Genomic DNA, 20,464 nt, shown 5'->3' on the forward strand with positions numbered 1-20,464 from the left:
ATTCATAAAAACGAAACAATTAAAAAACGGAAAATATGTATCGTATTTTCAAGGAGATGATTATAGCGCAATAGGAATCCTTGGGCAATATATGTATGTAAATCCGACTGAGAATATCATTGTGGTTCGTTTGGGAGATTCGTGGCGCAACAAACGATTTTATCTTTCTGAATTAATATACACGTATGTCGGAAACGGTCGTTACAAAAAAATGTTGCCAAAAAAAGAAACTGCTACAGCACAAAAGGTAGTTGTAAAGAAATAATTTGCATTGAATATATGAACTAAAAAAAGCCCTGAAAAGGGCTTTTTTTAGTTTTATAAATTACTTAAGTATTATTATCTTACTAAATAAGAAAAATATTTATTATCAAAAATTAAAGTATTTCAATATGGAAGCAAAGCACGAAATATTACTTGAGTTTTATAAGAAGCATGAGAACTCAATGTTGAATCACGAAACGCAAAGAGCAACAATGACAAATATACTCTTGAGTGTCTCAACGATATTGATCGCTGTAATTAGTACAGTTGAAGCTAGTCTCGAAAAAATAATTTTATCATTATTATTACTTGCTTTAGGCGTATTTGGGAGTATGTTTTCTATTAAGCATTATGAAAGATTTTCGTGGCATTTACTTTGTAGTAGACTCTATAAAGAAAAAATTCATCAAGACTTTCCTGAAACAGATATTGATAGAAGTCTTGCAAGACAAAAGATAAAAGAGAGATTTGGTTGGATACATAAATCAAGACTATATAAATATTGGATTTCTATCCAAATTATAATTTCAGTTATAGGTTTGATAGTGTTAGTGCTATCAATAATTCAGTATTTTAAAAGCTAACCAAAACTTCACAAAAATAAAAAAGGAACGTTGGGCAACGTTCCTTTTAAGGTAATATCAGTATTATTTACAATTACTCCACGATAATGAACTCGATTCTACGGTTCGTCTCGTGTTGTGCTTCTGAACATTTTGATCCGCAATCTACTAAAGGTTGCGATTCTCCAAATCCATTCGAAATCACACGGCTCGCAGCTACTCCTTTTTCTAATAAGTAAGCTCTTGCAGCAGTAGCTCTTTTATTAGACAACTTGTTGTTGTAGTTTGCTTTTCCTCTGTTGTCAGTGTGCGCGTTGATTTCAATTTTCATATTTGGCTTCTCATTCAATACTTCTACAATCTTGTTTAAAGATAATGTAGACTCATCTTTAAGAACCCATTTGTTGTAATCAAAATAAATATTTTCAATTTTGATCACTATTTTTTCTTCTACTACTACGATTTCAGCTTTTGCTTGTGGCAACTTAATTGTCATCTTGTGCTTAAAATCATCACCTCTAAAAGATTCAAATTCTTCTTCAGTTTCAATGAAACCATCTTTAGAAGCGTGTAATGTATATGAGTTATAAGGAATTACAGTTGTTGTAAAAACTCCTTTATCATCTGATGTAATTTTGTCTACAACACGACCATACGCATCAACTACAGTTACGGTAGCATTTGGTAAAATCATGTTTGTTTTATGATCTACAATTGTTCCTTGTAAAACTTGTGTTGTCTTTTCTCTTTTAAAATAGTAGATATCGTTTCCACCTTTTCCGCCATCTCTGTTAGAAGTGAAAAAACCAGAATTTGACTGATCCATTAAGAATCCGAAATCATCTTCAGTACTATTTAAAGAACTTCCCATGTTTACAGGGAAATTAAATTTTCCATCAATAATTTTACTTTCAAAAATATCAAGTCCACCTAAATTATAATGTCCGTTTGAAGAAAAGTATAAAGCGCTATTGTCTCCCATGATGTATGGAAACTTTTCGTCCTTGTGTGTATTAATTTCGCTTCCTAAGTTTTTAGGAGCAGAATATGTTCCGTCTTCGTTAATTGTTACAGAAAATAAATCGAATCCACCTTTCGTTCCTTCAATATTTGCAGAAAAATAAATTGTTTTGTTATCTGGAGATAAAACAGGATTTTCAATTGAATAACCTTCTTGGTTAAATGGCAACATTTCAAAGTTTGTCCATTCGTAGTTTACCAATTCGGCTCTAAAAATCTTTAAAAGATGTGCTCCATTCTCTTCAACACTTCTCGTGAAGAAAGCTACATCTTGTCCGTTAGAAAGTGCTACCGAACCTTCATGACTTTGTCTTGTATTGATTGCCCTTGAAAAATTTACTAAGTTTTTAATGTCACCTTTCTGGTTTAAATCACCACAATATAAATTGTAAAAACCATCAATTTTCTTACTGAAAGCTCCAATTCTTTTTGCTGAAGAAACAATTACTTTATCTCTAAAAAATGCAGTTGCATGTTCTGAGTACTGAGTATTGATATTAAGATTTTCGAAGTGGTACATAAAACCGTTTGGATCTAAAGCTTTGATCGCTCGGTTTTCTGAGGTTTTGGTCGCTACATTGCTGTAGATATCACTAGTCTCAATCGCTACTGCCGTTGGCCCTTGTGCAGTTGCGAAAGTTACTGTGAACAACGCTAAAAGACTTAGCGCCGTTGGTGTAAACTTTCTCATTTTAAATAAAGTATTGTACTATTGTTAATAATCTGATGTAGTAAAGATATAACGGAGAGTAGGTTATTTGCATTTTTTTAGATAAATGACATGAATATCCGATAAGGAGTATAAAACACTGAAACTACAGGGAAAAAACCAAGTATTTCTACCTGTGAAAGGGCTAGTTGTTTGATAATGAAAGATTAGGATTGCGTGTTCATTTGGAGTAATTCGTCCAGATATAAACGCTGATTTGACAATCTAGGAATTTTATGTTGTCCACCAAGTTTGTCTTTTTTCTTTAACCAATCGTAAAATAATCCAGTGCGAGCAACATTCAATTTAAGACTATTTAATGTCATATTATTAAAACGCTTTGCTTCGTAATCTGAATTTATATTTTGAAGTGCTTCATCCAAAAGAAAAGCAAATTCACCAATATTTTCAGGGGCTTTTTTAAATTCAATAATCCACTCATGTGCACCTTTTTCACCATCATGCATAAAAATTGGTCCAGCCGTATATTCTACAATTTTTGATTTTGTAGCGGCACAAACTCTTCTCAAAGCATCTTCGGCGTTTTCAATAATCAATTCTTCCCCAAAAACATTGATATGATGTTTGGTGCGTCCTGTAACTTTTACACGATACGGATCTGTTGAGGTAAAACGAATAGTGTCACCAATCATATAACGCCACAAACCGCCGTTGGTGGTAATAATAACTGCATAATTTTGATCGACTACAACGTCTGATAATGGAATTACTTTCTGATCAGGTGTATGGAAGGTTTCCATAGGAATGAACTCATAGAAAATTCCATAATCAAGCATTAATAACAATTCGTCAGAGTCATTTCTATCTTGAATGGCAAAGAAACCTTCAGAAGCATTATAAATTTCATAATACTTAAAATTATCGTTTGGCAACAAATTGCGATATTGTTCTTCGTACGGCGCAAAACTTACACCGCCATGAAAATACGCTTCTAAATTTGGCCAAACTTCAAAAAGATTTGCTTTGTGTGTCTGTCCTAATACTTCATTCATTAATACCAACATCCACGAAGGCACACCAGCCAAACTGGTTACATTTTCACGTAAGGTTTCTTTAATAATGGCATCAATCTTAACTTCCCAATCGCCCATAAGCGATACTTTACTACTTGGTGTACTACTAAATTCCGCCCAAAGCGGTAAATTGTCAATTAAAATAGCAGACAAATCGCCGTAATACGTTCCATTTTGTTCGTACAATTCTTTACTTCCGCCCAAGCGTAAACTTTTTCCATTAAACAATTGTGCGCCTGGATTGTTGTTCAAATACATACACAGCAAATCTTTACTGGCTGCGTAATGACAGTATTCTAACGACTCGTCACTTACAGGAATAAATTTACTTTTTGCATTGGTTGTTCCGCTCGATTTGGCAAACCATTTTATCGGTTTTGGCCAAAAAATATTCGATTCACCTTTACGAGCACGTTCAATTAATGGTTGAAAATCTTCATAGGTCTTAATAGGAATGCGTTCGGAAAAGGTTTTGTAATTCGTTATTGTTGCAAAATCGTATAGTTTGCCGAGTTCAGTCTTTTTTGCCGTGGTCAGTAAGTTTATCAGCAATTCTAGCTGTACTTCGTTTGGGTTTTTCAAAAAATGCTCTATTTGTGAGATGCGTTTTTTCAAAAACCAAGAAGCGATAGAATTTACTAATGGTATCGGCATGGTGTATTTAGGTTATTCGGTTGTTATTTTAGGTGCTAAAATATGGCTACTCGCGAAAAGTTTTTTACTTTCGTCAATGCTTTTCTTGCGATGAAAGCATACTTTAAGTGAATAAAAATAGCAAAAATCTTTAATGATGTACAAAGGTGTTTTAACAAAAATGCAAACAGAGTTTGGAAATCCAATTCAATATTACCTAAATTTTGAGGATGATTTCCTGAATATGAACCAATTACTGAATAAAACACTGACTTTAAATTTTGAGAAATTTGAATGCTTAAATTGTCATTTAGACAAGCAAATTTACCGTCAGGGATTCTGTAAAAGCTGTTTTTTTGAAATTCCAACGGCTGGCGACTGGATTATGCGACCTGAATTGAGCACCGCACATTTAGGTATTGAAGATCGCGATTTGGAGTATGAGAAAAAAGTACAGCTGAAGCCACATATTGTATATTTGGCACTTTCTAGCGAAGTAAAAGTTGGTGTTACACGAAAAGGGCAAGTGCCAACACGTTGGATAGATCAAGGAGCCGTGAAAGCAGTAGAAATTGTAGAAGTTCCAAACAGATATTTAGCAGGAATTACGGAAGTTGCACTAAAATCGTTCGTGGCAGATAAAACGAATTGGCGAAAAATGCTTCAAAACCTTAATGAAGATGCTGATTTAGTAGCTAAAAAAGAAGAACTCCAACAATTTATTCCAGAAGAAGCAAAACAATATTATTTGCCAAATAGAGAAGTGGTAGAATTAGATTTCCCTGTACTTTCCTATCCTGAAAAAGTAAAAAGCTTAAACCTCAGCAAAACGCCAAATTTTGAAGGCGTTTTAAAAGGTATCAAAGGACAATACTTAATTTTTGAAGACAATACGGTTTTTAATGTGCGTGGAAATGAAGGTTTGGTTGTGAGTTTGGGAATTTCATAAGGATCTTATTTGTCATTCCTGCGAAGGCAGGAATCTGTTTTTTGTTACGAATTCATGAATGATTTTGTTTTCTCTTCTAAAATGATTTTACGAATTGTTATCGGAAATGTATTTGATTTGAAATTCAACATTTAGCATTTAAAATTTCATAAAACGTCAGATCGAGTGATTTTTCGAAGTAAAACGGAGAAAAATTGTATCGAGATCTACTTTGAAACTTCTCAATACTTTTAAAAATTACGAATTGTTATCGGAAATGTATTTAATTCAAAATTCAGCATTTAGCATTTAAAATTTCATAAAAAGCCTCAATTCTCACTACTAACGTCTCATTACTTCTTTAAAATTCCTAATTCACCGAATCCTTTTTCTTCTCAGTTTCTTTCTTCTTTTTGCGCTTGTTAAAAAGTCCTCCTAATCCTTTCACAACACTTTTTACGTCTTTAATCGTAGAATTTGGTGTAGTAACCGTGGAATCTTTTTTCTTATCATTTCCTAAAATTCCGTCTAAAAGGCCATCAATTTTATCATTTCCAGTTTTAATGTTTCCTAAGGCTTCTTGCGCTTTAATTTTCACCAATTTCGTTGCTAAATCTTTAGTGGCACTTGCTAAATCGGTTGTGAAATTTGGACGTGTAAAGTTTCCGGTAATCTTTCCAGAAACTGGAATAGAAATGTTTTTGGCTTCTTCCGACTTTAACTGCGAAAGTAAACTCGTAACTTCTGAACCTAAGTATTTTGCAGGAATCTGAAATGTAGCATTATAATTTAAAGACTGATCAAATCCGTGACTTCCATCCACCGTAATTTCAATATCTTTATAATTGAACGAAAACGGTTTCACACTTACTTTTCCATCATCAAAAGATAACTTTGCTTTGATGTCTTCAATATCTATTTTATTCAGATCAATAAAAGTGAGTTTTTCATTAATTGTGTTGAAAAAATCAATGTTGTTAGATTTTAACGTCGTAGTGAGTAATTCCGCGAAAGCGTTTCCAGAAATCGTAGTGAAATTTGGTGTATAACTTTGGCTTAAATCACCTTTTAATGAAATATTTGTGTTTAACTTTCCGTCTAAAGCTTTCGCGATTGGTGCAATGGTTTGAAGCAGTTCTAGTCCGTTGAATGATTTTGATAAATCGAACGAATCCATGCCTAAATCCATTGCAAATGTCGGCGTTTCTTTTTTGGTAGAAACCAAACCGCTCATGGTAATTTTTCCATCAAAAACATCGGAAGTTACATGGTCTAAAATTGCTTCTCCATCAACCAAAGCTAAACTTCCTTTTACATTATTTAGTTGAATGTTATCGTAAAATACCTTTTTTGAATTCACATTGATATTACAATCTAAAAACGCAGGAATTTTTAACGCTTCTCCTTGTGTTACTTCTGTGTTTTGATTCTCGCTTCCTGCTGAGCTTGCCACCATAAAATCACTTACGTGGAATGCATTTGAGTTTACATTGAAGTTTCCTTTGAGTTTATCTTCATTAAACAAAAAACCGAGTAAATTTTCAATCGTTCCTGTGGCATTAAAATCACTTTTCCCACTTTTTGCATCGAATTTTTTAAGTGAAATTTTACCTGGGACAAAATCAATCGCAGCTTCAGAAATTGCTAACGGATTTACAACATCTTTTGAAGAAAACAAAAAGTCAGTCACCTTTAAATTCCCAGTATTTTTAATGCGTTCGTATTTTTCGTTTTCGATCGCATTCATATCAAAAATCGTTGTCAAATTTGCATCTAAAATCCCGCTCAATTCTTTGTTTAGTTCAATCGGATACGCTTTTGAAATATTACCTAAATTCAACTTTCCTTTAATTGTTACATTCACTTTCGGATTAGTTGTAAGCTGCGAAAGTGTTCCGTTTCCGCGGAATGTATCTTGGTCAATTTTAAAAGCGAGATTGTTAATTTTAAGATGTGTATCTGCTGTTTTTCCTGTGGTATTTTTTAGTTGTGCATCAATATTTATGTTTTGAACACTCTTCGGTAGCTCAGGATATTTAAAAGACGCATTGTTTGAAACGATTTTAATGTCAATCTTTGGAATGTGCGTTTCGTCAACAATGCCTTTAATTTCTCCTGAAACTTCAAAATTACCTGTTGTTTTTACATCCGAAATGTTTTTAGTGTATGCTTCAGGAATTACGGCTAAAAAGTTTTTAAAATCCGAAGATGGCGTTTGCAATTTCAAATCAATTTCTTGCGAATTTGGATTAATTTGCACAAAACCATCAAACTTCAACGGCAACTGATTGATTAGAGCTTCATTTTCTAAAAAAGTATATTTCCCGTTGACTAAATCCATGCCAATCAATGCGTCTAAAGCAATTTGTTGTTTGTTGATATAGTGCATATCATCTAGTGCAAACGAAATAAGCGCATTTGTAGTCGTTTCCAATTCAGAAGTTTCCAATGAAAAATCGCCAAAACCTTCATGTTGTAAATTTTCTACAGTTAAATAGGTCTTTCCTTTTGCATCGTGGTATTTAATGTCCGTATTTAAAATATGATAATTATCTATTTTGAATTTAAAATCGGAAGTTTCTTTGGTAGCATCTGTTATTTCTGGAGTTTCACTCGGTTTGGCAATATCATAATTTGCATTTCCTTCTTCATCAACTTTAATATTTATCTTTCCGTCATCAATAGTAAAACTATAAATTTGAATGGCTTCATTCTTTCCTTTAAAAAGTTCGCCAATACCCGTAGTTACGGCAACTTCTTTTCCATAAAAAAGTGTGTCATTTTCAAAAGGCGCATTGTTAATGACTTCGACATCGTGTAAAACAATCGACGCTTTAGGGAAATTGCGGAAAAAACTAATATCAGCATCCGTAAAATCAACATGTGCGTTTATATTTTCGTTGATGCTTTCTTTCACCATCGCAATAATTTTATCTTTAAAAATATACGGAGTTGCTATTAAGGCAATGATGAGAATTAAGAGTGTAATTCCAGTTCTTTTTAATATTTTTTTTACTTTCATCTGTTCGGCTTATTTTTACGTTTAATAAAGTGAAGTTTGTCAAAATCAATGTTAAGAAGTTGATAATTTTCCTCAATAAAACGATATGAGTCAAAGATTATAGCGATTGTGTTCAAGTTCGGACTCGTTACTCGAAAAGTAAGTCTATTCTTCCGAAGAAGTCGCATAATCATCTAGGTCAATCTCTTCTCCAATTTTCAAGCCAAAACGCTTTCTAAAATAATAAACGATCAAATATAAAAATGGTGTATCAATAAAAGCGATTAATACTTTAAAAATAAATCCACTCACAATAAGTCCAAAATAAATATCCCAAGGCAATTGTTTAAATACACATAAGAGTGTAATTACAGAGAAAGTATCTATAAATTGTGAAGCGAATGTAGAAAAGTTATTTCGGAGCCATAAATGTTTTCCTTTGGTCAAATTTTTCCAATAATGATATAATTTGATATCGATAAACTGCGCAAAAAGATAGGAAAGCATAGATGCTAGAACAGCTAAAGGTGCATTTCCAAAAACTTGATTAAAGGTTTCGTCGCTTACGCGGGAATCGGGCAAAGCTGGCGCATATTTTGCGATGTAAATGATTCCAAGTGAGAAAAATGAAGCGAAAATTCCTGCAATAACCACTTGGTTGGCTTTCTTTTTTCCATAAATCTCAGAAATGGCATCTGTAATTAAAAATGTGATTGGATAAGGTAATAATCCCACAGAAAGTTTGAAAAGTTTTTCGCCAAAAATTTCCATATCAAACGGATACCAATAGATAAATTTCAAGAAAATTAAGTTAGAAACTACTAACGAAGTTATAAATAATGCTGCCAGATATAAGTAAATTTTGGCAGCGAATTTTTTGTCTGCTACAGTCATAAAACAAAGATACTAAACTTTCTAGTACAGAGTTTAAAACAACTACAAAGTGAGTGTTTAACTTGCAGTCGTAATATATAAATTACGAGTCGTTATTTATAAATAGTTGAATATAAGCTCTTTGATGTCAGTGTTTGAGGGTGTAGTTTAGCCTCAATATTAATCACAAAATCTTATTTATTATGAAAAAAAAGAATTTAAAAAACTTGAAGCTTAACAAGAAGTCTATTTCAGCTATTGATAATTCAACTAAAACTAAAGTAGTAGGAGGATCTCAACATAGAAACTGTGATCATCCAATTTCTATTATTTTAGGTGGTGGATCTTGGTGTTGGTGTTTATAATACCTTGTAAAACAGCTAATATAAAAGAGCCTTTCCATTTTGTGGAAAGGCTCTTTTTTGTTTTATATAAAAAGTAAGCTTACTTAATTTCTATCTCGTACGGTAATAACAATTGCGGTCCTTCCATTTGCGTAAGCTTCTTCATTTTTTGCAATAACAAATAGTTTTTATCGCCCAATTCTTCTCGTAATATATCTTCTTTGGTTTGAACGTATCCACCAGTATATTGATTTATGATGCTTTGTAAATCTTTTTCATATATAGGCAATTCTATAATCTCATATTCAGAAATATCGGCTGCGGTTGCTGCTGCGTGTAGTGCCATATCCAATCCGCCAATTTTATCGACCAATCCAATTTTTACAGCATCATTTCCTGTCCAAACACGTCCTTGTGCTATTGAATCTACGGCTGCTTGTGTCATTCCGCGTCCATCTGCAACACGTTGTGTAAACAAATCGTAAATATCTTCAATGCCTTCTTTAATCAACGCGCGTTGTTCATCGCTTAATGGTTCAAACACACTATAATCTACTGAGTTTTTATTTGTACCAACTTGTTCTGCATTAATTCCGAGATCTGCTGCCAATTTGTGCATATTCGGAATCGTCCCAAAAACACCAATACTTCCTGTGATAGTATTTGGTTCTGCAAAAATTTCATCTGCATTGCACGCAATATAATAGCCACCAGAAGCTGCCAAATCTCCCATAGAGACAATTACAGGTTTTACTTTCTTAGTCAATTCTATTTCTCTCCAAATCAATTCACTAGCCAATGCGCTTCCTCCAGGCGAATTTACACGCAATACAACAGCTTTTACTTCGTCATTTTCTCTGGCTTCTTTCAAAGCTTCATTCATTGCGCCTTGTCCAACGATAGTTTCGTCACCATCTGCATACATAATTTGACCTTGCGCATAAATAACGGCAATCTTATTATCGCTAAAATCGGTTGCTTTTCGTTGTCCAGCATGTCTGGCATATTCGTAAATATCAATTCTATTTACAAGTGTGTTTTTGCCTAATGCATGCTGAATTCCTGCTTCATATTCGTCTTCATATCCTATTTTATCAATTAATTTCGCGTCCAAAGCGCGTTTTGCAGTTCGTCCGGACAATTCATCCGCCAGAATATTTAATTGATCGCTTGAAATTTTTCTGCTTGCGCTGATTTCTTTGCGCATCTCATCCCAAATCGATTGTAAAAACACGGTAATTTGTTCTCGATTGGCGTCACTCATTTCTTGACTGATATAACCTTCAACAGCACTTTTGTATTTTCCGTGACGAATCACTTCCATTTTTACACCGTATTTCTCTTGAAAATCTTTGTAATACATTCGCTCCATTGCCAAACCTTTAAAATCCAATCCGCCAACAGGATTTAAGTAAATTGTATCTGCTACAGAATTTAGGTAATAATCTTTTTGCGAATAGAAATCGCCATAAGAGACAATAAATTTCCCTGATTCTTTAAAGGAAATCAGCGCATCACGTAGCGCTTTTGTTTGCGCCATTCCTGCACTAATGGAATTATTCTTAATAGAAATACCTTTAATTTTTTTATCGTCAGAAGCATGATGAATTGCATCAATAATATTGAATAAGCCATCATACTCTGGTATATTTGGGTAAAACGGAACATTACTATAGTCGAATCGTCCACCATAATCATCAATTGGTTGACTCAAATCCAATTCTAAAATCGTATTTTTCTTTACGGTTACTAACTCTTCACCTGAACCAGAATTTAGGAAAAGCACGAAAAATAAGATTAAAAAACAAAGGGCAACAAAAATAATCATTCCCACTATTGTTGAAAGGACTCGTCTAAAAAATTTCATAGGATTTGTATTTTAAAAAGCTTTGCAAAACTATCTATTAATTGTCTAATAAGAAAGTAAGTGTACTTTTATGTGTAAACGTTACGTTTTTTCTGAAAATAATAACGAATACTTTTTTTCTGAAAATAAAAATGCACTTTCTCTTTTTTCGCAATTCAATCTGCATATTTTGACTATCTTTGGCGGAGCTATTTTTTAGCCCTACAAACGTATTTAATTGCATCCAAACTTGTTACACACTACATACATCTCTATTGGAAGTAATGTTGGCGACAAACGCGCACATTTACAAAACGCAGTTCAGAAGCTTTCTGCGAAAATTGGACGTGTTGTTAAAGTTTCTCCAATATACAAAACACCATCTTGGGGTTATGATGGAAGCGATTTTTACAATGCGTGTTTGTGTATAAAAACCGAATTGTCTCCTGCCGAAATGATGGCGGAAATTTTGGAAATAGAAGTTACGCTTGGACGCATCCGAAGTCAGAAAAAAGGCTATCAAGATCGAATTATTGATATTGATATTATCTTTTATGAAAATACCATTTTACAAACCGATTTGTTAGTGTTGCCGCATCCAATGGCGCACGAGCGAAAATTTGTCATGCAACCATTGTGTGATATTGCGCCGAGTAAAATTCATCCAACGTATAAAAAAACGGTTTCTCAACTAAATGAAGAAATTCCAACACAAGGAATTGAAAAAAGCGAAGAAATTTTAGTGAATCCGAATGATAAAAAAGATTTCTCTCGATTTAATTACATTGCCATAGAAGGGAACATTGGCGCGGGAAAAACTTCGTTAGCCACTAAAATTGCACAAGATTTCAATGGAAAACTGATTTTAGAACGCTTTGCGGACAATCCATTTTTGCCAAAATTTTACGAAGACAACAGTCGTTATGCATTTCCGTTAGAAATGTCGTTTTTAGCAGATCGCTATCAGCAAATTTCAGACGATTTAGCACAATTAGATTTATTTAAAGATTTCATTGTGTCTGATTATGATGTGGTAAAATCGCTCATCTTCGCAAAAGTGACTTTGCAAGCGGAAGAATATAAGTTGTACAGAAAATTATTTGATATCATGTACAAAGAAATTCCGAAACCAGATTTGTACGTATATCTCTACCAAAATACCGAACGTTTGCTGCGAAACATTAAAAAACGTGGACGCGATTATGAACAAAAAATTCCTTCTGATTATTTGGATAAAATTAACAACGGATATTTAGAATTTATCCGAACGCACAAAGACTTAAACGTAAAAATCATTGATGTCTCTGATTTAGATTTCGTTGCAAACGCGAACGATTATCAGAAAATTGTGTCGGAAATTCAGGAAATGTAGACTTCGAATTCGCTCAGTCTGCTTTGCTAAATTGTTAAAAACGTTTCACTTTTTAGATCGCTATCGCTTTTAGATACTGCTTTACCTTTAGTATTTTGAAGAATTTCGCTTATCTTCTTAAATTACTCCAAACGTCTCATCGAGTGAAATTTTAGTATAAAATTTTGTATCGAGAAGTACTTTGAAAATAGTAGCGCTTCTCAATAGTTCTATTGAGCGAAGTCGAAATGCAATTTTCTCCATTTCATTACGAAAACTACTCGAAGAGACGATTGTAAGGTCTAATAACCCGAGAAATAAAATATGTTTAAGTTTTAGTCTAACAAGCTAAAAAATTCGTGGTGAAAAAATCATACAACAACCTAACTTTTCAGCAACAGATTACTTCACTTCGTTCGCAAAGACGATTCGTAGGAGTTTGAAATACAAAAGTTCGTCTAGCAAAATACTAAAATATCAACAAGCTAACACAAGAGTAAGAAAATCTAAAAGGCGAAGCCGATCTAAGAGATTCCCGCCTACGTGGGAACAAGTCTAAAAGCGAAGCGGTCTAACAGCGCCAGCGAATCTAAAAGCGAAGCTTTTCAAACACATCCCAAACAACCACACCAGCACTCACAGAAATATTTAAGGAGTGTTTGGTGCCAAATTGCGGAATTTCTAGGACATAATCACTTGCAGAAACCACTTCTTGTTGTACACCTTTAACCTCATTTCCAAAAACCAACGCATAGGTATTTCCTGTTGAAGGTTTAAAATCATTCAGCATGGTTGCGTTTTCGGCTTGCTCAATAGAAGCCACTTTTACATTGTTTTCTTGCAATTCTTTTACAAGTGTTAGCGTATCTTCACGATGTTCCCAAGTGACTGATTCTGTAGCGCCCAAAGCGGTTCGGTGAATATCTTTATGTGGTGGTTTTGCTGTAATTCCACACAAATAAATCTTTTCAATCAAAAAAGCATCACTCGTTCTAAAAACCGAACCAATATTGTTTAAACTACGAATATTATCAAGAATGACAATAATACTCGTTTTTTCAGATGATTTAAATTCATCCACACTTAATCGGTTTAGTTCACTATTTTTAAGTTTTCTCATAGGTAATTCGTGAGTTTTCCTTGATTTTATTTAAATTGCGGAATGCAATATTTTCTGCAAAATAACATTAAAAACAGTAAACTTTGGCAAAAAAAAGCGCGAAAAAAGTAACTCCTTTAATGAAGCAATACAATGGTATAAAAACCAAGTATCCAGATGCTTTGTTATTATTTAGAGTCGGAGATTTTTACGAAACTTTTGGAGAAGACGCCGTAAAAGCAGCAAGCATCTTAGGAATTGTACTCACACATCGTAATAATGGTGGCGACAATGTAGAACTCGCAGGATTTCCACATCATTCCTTAAATACCTATTTGCCAAAGCTAGTAAAAGCAGGTGAACGTGTGGCAATTTGCGATCAATTAGAAGATCCGAAACAGACGAAAACCATTGTAAAACGTGGCGTGACGGAATTAGTGACGCCAGGAGTTGCATTTAATGATGAAGTATTGCAAGCCAAAACGAATAACTTTTTGTGTGCCATTCATTATGGTAAAAAACTGTTGGGAGTTTCTTTTTTAGATGTTTCTACGGGAGAATTTATGACCACACAAGGTTCCGCAGAATATATAGATAAGGTATTGCAGAACTTTAAACCGAGCGAAATTCTAATCCCGAAGCAGAAAAAACTCGAATTTGCAGATACATTCGGAACAAATCATCATGTATTTTATTTGGAAGATTGGGTTTTTAAATCCGATTTCGCCGAAGAAAAACTCATTACACATTTTGATACAAGTTCGCTGAAAGGTTTTGGTATAGAAGACTTAAAAGAAGGAATTATCGCTTCAGGAGCGGTTTTACATTACTTATCGGAAACACGACATAACAAATTACAACACATCACATCCATTGCGCGTATTGCAGAAGATGCGTATGTGTGGATGGACCGTTTTACCGTACGAAATTTAGAATTGTATGCTTCAACCTCATTCAACGCAATTACTTTGTTGGATGTAATTGACAAGACGATTTCGCCAATGGGCGGACGTTTATTAAAACGTTGGTTGGCATTGCCATTAAAAAATAGTTTGCTGATAAAACAGCGACATGAAGTTGTCAATTTTCTGCTGCAGCAAGAAGAGGAATTGGAAAAAATTCAGCATCATATTAAGCAAATTAGTGATATTGAACGTTTAATTTCTAAAGTGGCTACAGGTAAAATCTCGCCAAGAGAAGTCATTCAACTAAAAAATTCGCTTGAAGCCATCATTCCTATCAAACAAATTACAAGTAAAAGTGCAAACGAAGCTTTGAAAGTAATTGGCGATACGATTCACGAATGCGAGTTGCTTCGATCTAAAATTAAAGAAACCTTAAACGAAGAAGCGCCAGTCAATATTTTGAAAGGAAATGCGATTGCAAGTGGCTATTCGGATCAATTAGACGAATTGCGCGGGATTGCATTTTCGGGAAAAGACTATTTGGATAAAATGCTCGATCGCGAATGTGAAGCAACAGGAATTCCATCGTTGAAAATTGCCTCTAATAACGTGTTTGGCTATTATATAGAAGTTCGAAATACGCACAAAGCAAAAGTGCCAGAAGCGTGGACACGAAAGCAAACGTTGGTGAATGCCGAACGTTATATTACGGAAGAACTGAAAGAATACGAAACAAAAATTCTGGGCGCTGAAGAAAAAATTGCGCAAATAGAACAGGAATTGTTTGCCGATTTGGTCGTTTGGATCAATCAATACATAAAAGCCGTGCAACAAAATGCGCATATCATTGCTAAGTTAGATTGCTTGTGCGGATTTGCAACGCTGGCAAAAGCCAATAATTATATTTATCCACAAATTGACGACTCATTTGATTTAGAAATTAAAAACGGACGTCATCCTGTAATTGAAAAACAATTGCCAATTGGCGAAAGTTATATTGCCAATGATGTGTATCTCGATCGTGATGCGCAACAAATCATCATGATTACGGGGCCAAATATGAGTGGTAAATCGGCCATATTACGTCAAACAGCATTAATTGTACTCTTAGCGCAAATGGGAAGTTTTGTGCCTGCAGATTCAGCTAGAATCGGTTTGGTAGATAAGATTTTTACCAGAGTAGGAGCGAGCGATAATATTTCGATGGGTGAATCGACTTTTATGGTGGAAATGAACGAAACGGCTTCTATTTTGAATAATATTTCGGAACGTAGTTTGGTGTTGTTGGATGAAATTGGTCGTGGAACAAGTACGTATGACGGAATTTCGATTGCGTGGGCGATTTCAGAATATTTACACGAACATCCGTCGCGTGCAAAAACATTATTTGCAACACATTACCATGAATTGAATGAAATGACGGAAATTTTTGATCGCATCAAGAATTACAATGTATCTGTAAAAGAATTGAAAGATAATGTTTTATTCTTGCGTAAATTGGTCAAAGGCGGAAGCGAACATAGTTTCGGAATTCACGTGGCAAAAATGGCAGGAATGCCGCAGCAAGTCATTCACAAAGCAAATAAGATACTAAAACGCTTAGAAAAATCGCATTCAAGTGAAGAGCTCGCGGACGATTTAAAACAAGTGGAGAACGACATGCAATTGAGTTTTTTCAACATGGACGATCCGTTATTAGAAGAAATAAAGCAAGAAATTTTGATGACAGACATTGACACGCTCACACCTGTAGAAGCGTTGATGAAGCTAAATGAAATAAAACGCATGTTGGTGCGCCAAAAAAAGTAGTTGATTGTGAGAAGATTATAAAAAAAATCATTCTTTTTCTTTAAAACGTTTTGGTATTTAAAGAAATGTGCTAAATTTGCATCCGCAATACAGTAGTAGTATTGCTACGATCTTTAACACAATGCGAAAATAGCTCAGCTGGTAGAGCGTAACCTTGCCAAGGTTGAGGTCGCGGGTTCGAGCCCCGTTTTTCGCTCAATATAATATCCACGCTCGAGTGGTGGAATTGGTAGACACGTTGGACTTAAAATCCAATGGCCCTTGGGCCGTGCGGGTTCAAGTCCCGCCTCGAGTACTAAAGCCCTTCTTAATCTTTTTGATTTTGAAGGGTTTTTTTATGCGTTTATTTTTTTGTTACACCTACCAAACATAAACCTCATCCACAAAAATCCATGCTTTATTTCCAGCAGCAGGATGCCATTTTGGAAGTTTTGTATGATTCTTAATCACGATTTTGAAATAACGTGCTTCTGTATTTGGAACGGCTAAAGTAACTTTTTTCATTTCTGGTTCGCCACCTTCGCCTTTTCTAGAAATTGCAATTTCGTCTACTTTTTTGAAGTTTCCATTTTTAGTATTAGAAGCGTATACGCTAAACTTTGTTGGATATAAAATCCAGCTTCCAACATCTTCAAGTGTGTTGAACGATATGTTATTAATGCTTTTAATTTCGCCTAAATCTATGATAGTGTTTAAATCGTATCCAAAACAACCTGTCCATTCTCCATCTTTAAACGACAGACTTCCTTCTTTGAGATCGAATAATTTTTTAGTCGCAGCATAATCCGGACTTGGCTTTTTTTGAACCGTGAAATTTTTGATTTGCTGTGTAACTTTTGCATATTCTTTTGTCAGAATATCACTTGGTAACCAGCCTTTTTTAAATGTGGCAATTTTAAGTGTTTTGGAGGTTTCTAAAATAATTGGATTTGTAACAACCTGCGAAGTAGAATCGGGCGTTTCTCCGTTTAACGTATAACGTACATCTACACCTTTTAACCTGCTTTTGATGTTGAGGTGAATGGTATCTGTAAACAGTGTTCCATCTGGCGTAATTTCGGGTGCTTCTAACTGACTTTCTTTTACAAAACCGTCTACAATACTATGCTGAATTTTTATATTGAATTCGGCTTCCAAAGCAGTTGCTGTTTTTTGATCGACTTGTGTTTGCCACGCATAAATTTTCTTTGGCTGAATGCTTTGTAATAAACTTGTCAAACCTTCATTGGAAATATTAGTATTGTATATGTTTAACACTTCTAAATGTTCCAAGTCTTTCAAGTGTTGCAATGCTTTGTCAGTGATTTTTTTACTGTTGATGCGAAGCGTTTTTAAATTCTCTAATTCTCGAATTACTTTGGTCATTTCATCGGTAATCTGTGAATTATGAAAATCGAGTTCTATGATTTGTTCAGTCAATAAAGAAAGCTGTTCAATTTCTTCTATGCTTGGTGTTTTGTTGAGATATTTTACATTCAATTCCGCTTTGCCAGGAACCAATTCTAAAATTCTAAAGTTTGCGTTTTGAACGGTTTCAATAGCACTTGCAGCAGCTCTCGGAATTTCTATTTTAGTAAAGATTAAATAGTCTTTTAAAAGTGTAGAAAGTGTGTCATTTTCTTTGGTGTTGATAACATAATTTTCAAAATCTAATCCTTGATCAATCCAGTGTTTTAATAGCCAAATTTCGTCTTTTGTCAATTGTGCTTTTCCTTCTGGTGGCATGTGGTCTTCGTGCGAAATCGGTAATACTAATTGCTTGTATAACAGACTTGCTTCTGCATTTCCTGCGAGTAAAATTTCGCCCGTTTCGCCACCTTTTAACATAGCTTCGGGAGAAATTAAGGACAATGCGCCTTTTTGTTTTGTCATGTTGTGACACTGTACACATTTTTTATCAAATATCTTGGTGACAACATCGTCATACATACGCAAACTGTCTACAATTTCGATTGTGCGTTCTTCTGGTGTTGGTGTAATGTATTCGGTTAGGAAATTATCGCCATGCGTCAATACACTTCCGTAATGTCCCGCAACGCTAATACTCACAAGTGAAACTACGAACAAGAGTAAGAAAGTGTTTTTCGTGTTAAAAAGTGGTTTCAAACTGTACCAAAACAGAAAAATGGTCAATACTGCGGTGAAGATTCCTGTGTATAAATGCAGGTTCAATGTTGCAGATTCATAGCCGCCTTCGAGCGATAAAAAATAACCTAAAAAACACGTTAGTATGGCAAAAAAGGATGTAAAACCTAAGATGTTTCTAACCGTAGCGACAGGATAGTTTTTTTGAATTCTCCCTAAAATATCTATGAAAAAAGCAACGATTAATGCGCCAATTGGTAAGTGGAGCAATAATGGATGAAATCGTCCAAAAAACAGCACGATTCTCGGTGTTTCTGTTGCGGTGATTGCATAAAAAGTGAGCAATCCGAAAATTGCGATCGCACCAAAAAATAGGTATTGTATGTATTTTTTTTCTTTCATTAATTAAAAATCCATTCGTCCATAAATAACCAAGCTTTCAACCCTTTTCCAGCATGCCAATCGGGTAATTTTTGTACGTTATTTACGCGTATTGTTAGTGTGTTGAGTTCTTTGTTAATCGGAATTTTGATGTCGTCTAATGTTACAATTTCTTTTTTAGCTAACGCTGGAATATCTACATGAATAGAATCTTTATCGTTAACATACAATGTAACTGATTTTGGCGGAAAAATCCATGATTTCGGATCGACTAAATACCCAATCGTTAAACTATTAATGTATGTTTTTTGTGGAAATGAAACACTAGCTTTTGCGATGGAATCAAAACCAATCCATTCCAAATCTCTAAATTTTACAGATGCTTTTTTATGGTTAATCAACGTAGTTTCACCTTGTCCTTTGTATTTTTCACTTGCTTGGGTTTGCCATGTAATTTTGTTTGGAGTGAATCCTTTTTTATACAGTTTTATTGAAGTTACATCACTTGGTTTCCAATCGGGATGAAACGCTCTAAAGTTGTAAACACCAGCTTTTTCAGCAAAAATAGTTGTGATCACTTTTGAAGAAGTTTCCATTGCTTTTTTTCCATCAATTTCATAATACACAGCTAAATTTTCCATCTGTATTTCTGGTTTTAAACTGACAAAAGAATCAATAATTCTACTAGAAACTACAATTCGCGGTTTGGCAAGTTTTATTTCGCCTTTTTGTAGAAATTTTGTGGTTTCTTTTTTCTTTTCAGCACAACTAAAAAGTACAAGACACGCAATTAAGATTCCGATATAATTTCTCATACGCGTGTTAATTTTATAGGATAGGTTTTTCCTGAATTCCATTGTGCAACATACATATTTTCGTCGTTATCAATACAGACATCATGTGGATGTTGAAACAATCGGACTGTTTGGTATAATTCGTTTAGTTTGTTTTTTTCATAGGATGGAGAAGTAGCGCCAGGACAGGAAACGACTTCGTTTTTTTCGTTCATAATAAGCACAAATCCAGAATCTGAATTTACAGCACTTTTTGAACGTAATACGGCAAAATAAATATCTTTTTTGTGAATTACAGGACGACATATTAACGCGCCAGGCACATTGAATGCTTCTAAGAAATTGCCTTTTAAATCGAATCGTTTTAAGACATTTAATTCTCGCGCAGAAATTAATAATGATGGATTTTCCGCATCGCGATTGTCATAACAAATTCCGTGTGCGTTTAAAAATTGTCCATTCTCTGTTCCGCGTCCGCCAAAGATATTTTGCAATTCACCTTTGTGATTGTAATGTAAAATATGTTGATTCCCGTAACCATCTGCCACATATATATCGCCATTTTCTGTTACGGCAGTTTCTGTTGGTTTAAAATCTCCTTTTGAATTATATTTTCCAGTTTCCAATGGATAATCAATCGAAAAAACGACTTTTCCATCCATGGTGGTTTTTATGATTTGATGCCGTTCATAATCCGTAATTAATAAAAAATCGGTTCCGTTTTCTTTTACTAATGTCAAACCGTGCGCGCCAGGATAATTTGTTCCCCAAGTTTCTAACAGCTTTCCAGATTTATCATAAATAATCACATTGTTTTTCGTGTGA

The 20,464-nt window shown here is 34.3% G+C and carries 14 protein-coding genes, 2 tRNA genes and 1 pseudogene; 8 read left to right on the forward strand and 9 right to left on the reverse strand.

Annotated features, from left to right (window positions below):
* Together AB8B65_RS11005 and AB8B65_RS11010 are read left to right on the forward strand one after the other, a co-directional pair.
* A pseudogene (locus AB8B65_RS11005) lies at positions 1-265 on the forward strand (hypothetical protein); the annotation flags it as partial.
* Positions 266-392: 127 nt separating this feature from the next.
* Entirely contained in the window at positions 393-848 is a 456-nt protein-coding gene (locus AB8B65_RS11010) for a hypothetical protein (RefSeq protein ID WP_405301048.1), read from the forward strand.
* A 73-nt stretch (positions 849-921) separates the two neighbouring features.
* Here the strand turns inward: AB8B65_RS11010 and AB8B65_RS11015 are convergent, their stop codons facing one another.
* Positions 922-2,538 carry an OmpA family protein gene (locus AB8B65_RS11015; protein WP_405301049.1) on the reverse strand — a complete coding sequence of 539 codons (1,617 nt, stop codon included), beginning with the start codon at positions 2,536-2,538 and terminating at the stop codon, positions 922-924.
* Positions 2,539-2,723: 185 nt separating this feature from the next.
* Positions 2,724-4,244, reverse strand: coding sequence for a GH3 auxin-responsive promoter family protein (locus AB8B65_RS11020; RefSeq protein ID WP_405301050.1), 1,521 nt, complete (start codon positions 4,242-4,244; stop codon positions 2,724-2,726).
* A gap of 133 nt (positions 4,245-4,377) precedes the next feature.
* On the opposite strand from AB8B65_RS11020, the gene AB8B65_RS11025 reads away from it, so the two are divergent.
* Entirely contained in the window at positions 4,378-5,172 is a 795-nt protein-coding gene (locus AB8B65_RS11025) for a DUF2797 domain-containing protein (RefSeq protein ID WP_405301051.1), read from the forward strand.
* Positions 5,173-5,521: 349 nt separating this feature from the next.
* Here the strand turns inward: AB8B65_RS11025 and AB8B65_RS11030 are convergent, their stop codons facing one another.
* Positions 5,522-8,173: an AsmA-like C-terminal region-containing protein gene (locus tag AB8B65_RS11030; RefSeq protein WP_405301052.1), complete on the reverse strand. Its 2,652-nt coding sequence runs from the start codon at positions 8,171-8,173 to the stop codon at positions 5,522-5,524.
* Positions 8,174-8,317: 144 nt separating this feature from the next.
* The gene (locus AB8B65_RS11035) at positions 8,318-9,046 is read right to left on the reverse strand and encodes a queuosine precursor transporter (protein ID WP_405301053.1); all 729 of its coding nucleotides are present in this window, start codon (positions 9,044-9,046) and stop codon (positions 8,318-8,320) included.
* Positions 9,047-9,228: 182 nt separating this feature from the next.
* On the opposite strand from AB8B65_RS11035, the gene AB8B65_RS11040 reads away from it, so the two are divergent.
* Positions 9,229-9,390, forward strand: a complete 162-nt coding sequence (locus AB8B65_RS11040; RefSeq protein WP_405301054.1) for a hypothetical protein — start codon at positions 9,229-9,231, stop codon at positions 9,388-9,390.
* A 79-nt stretch (positions 9,391-9,469) separates the two neighbouring features.
* On the opposite strand, the gene sppA is transcribed toward AB8B65_RS11040, so the two are convergent.
* A complete protein-coding gene (gene sppA, locus AB8B65_RS11045; RefSeq protein ID WP_405301055.1) occupies positions 9,470-11,236 on the reverse strand; it encodes a signal peptide peptidase SppA in 1,767 nt (588 codons plus the stop codon).
* A gap of 229 nt (positions 11,237-11,465) precedes the next feature.
* On the opposite strand from sppA, the gene folK reads away from it, so the two are divergent.
* Positions 11,466-12,587: a 2-amino-4-hydroxy-6-hydroxymethyldihydropteridine diphosphokinase gene (gene folK, locus AB8B65_RS11050; RefSeq protein ID WP_405301056.1), complete on the forward strand. Its 1,122-nt coding sequence runs from the start codon at positions 11,466-11,468 to the stop codon at positions 12,585-12,587.
* Positions 12,588-13,155: 568 nt separating this feature from the next.
* On the opposite strand, the gene AB8B65_RS11055 is transcribed toward folK, so the two are convergent.
* Positions 13,156-13,686: an RNA methyltransferase gene (locus tag AB8B65_RS11055; RefSeq protein ID WP_405301057.1), complete on the reverse strand. Its 531-nt coding sequence runs from the start codon at positions 13,684-13,686 to the stop codon at positions 13,156-13,158.
* Positions 13,687-13,805: 119 nt separating this feature from the next.
* On the opposite strand from AB8B65_RS11055, the gene mutS reads away from it, so the two are divergent.
* The 3 genes from mutS (at position 13,806) to AB8B65_RS11070 (ending at position 16,674) form a co-directional block, all read left to right on the forward strand.
* Entirely contained in the window at positions 13,806-16,379 is a 2,574-nt protein-coding gene (gene mutS, locus AB8B65_RS11060; RefSeq protein WP_405301062.1) for a DNA mismatch repair protein MutS, read from the forward strand.
* Between the two features lie 123 nt (positions 16,380-16,502).
* A tRNA-Gly gene (locus AB8B65_RS11065) sits at positions 16,503-16,575 on the forward strand.
* Positions 16,576-16,590: 15 nt separating this feature from the next.
* Positions 16,591-16,674 (forward strand) — tRNA-Leu (locus AB8B65_RS11070).
* Positions 16,675-16,739: 65 nt separating this feature from the next.
* Here AB8B65_RS11070 and AB8B65_RS11075 read toward each other — a convergent pair.
* From AB8B65_RS11075 to AB8B65_RS11085, 3 genes are all read right to left on the reverse strand, one after another.
* On the reverse strand, positions 16,740-18,866 hold the full coding sequence (locus tag AB8B65_RS11075; protein WP_405301058.1) for an FN3 associated domain-containing protein: 2,127 nt from the start codon (positions 18,864-18,866) through the stop codon (positions 16,740-16,742).
* Positions 18,866-19,660, reverse strand: coding sequence for a hypothetical protein (locus tag AB8B65_RS11080; RefSeq protein WP_405301059.1), 795 nt, complete (start codon positions 19,658-19,660; stop codon positions 18,866-18,868). The genes AB8B65_RS11075 and AB8B65_RS11080 overlap by 1 nt, the downstream gene beginning before the upstream one ends.
* Positions 19,657-20,464: 6-bladed beta-propeller (locus tag AB8B65_RS11085; protein ID WP_405301061.1), on the reverse strand; the 808-nt coding region annotated here is incomplete at its 5' end. The genes AB8B65_RS11085 and AB8B65_RS11080, both read right to left, overlap by 4 nt.

Source organism: Kordia sp., assembly GCF_045105435.1.
Lineage (GTDB): Bacteria > Bacteroidota > Bacteroidia > Flavobacteriales > Flavobacteriaceae > Kordia.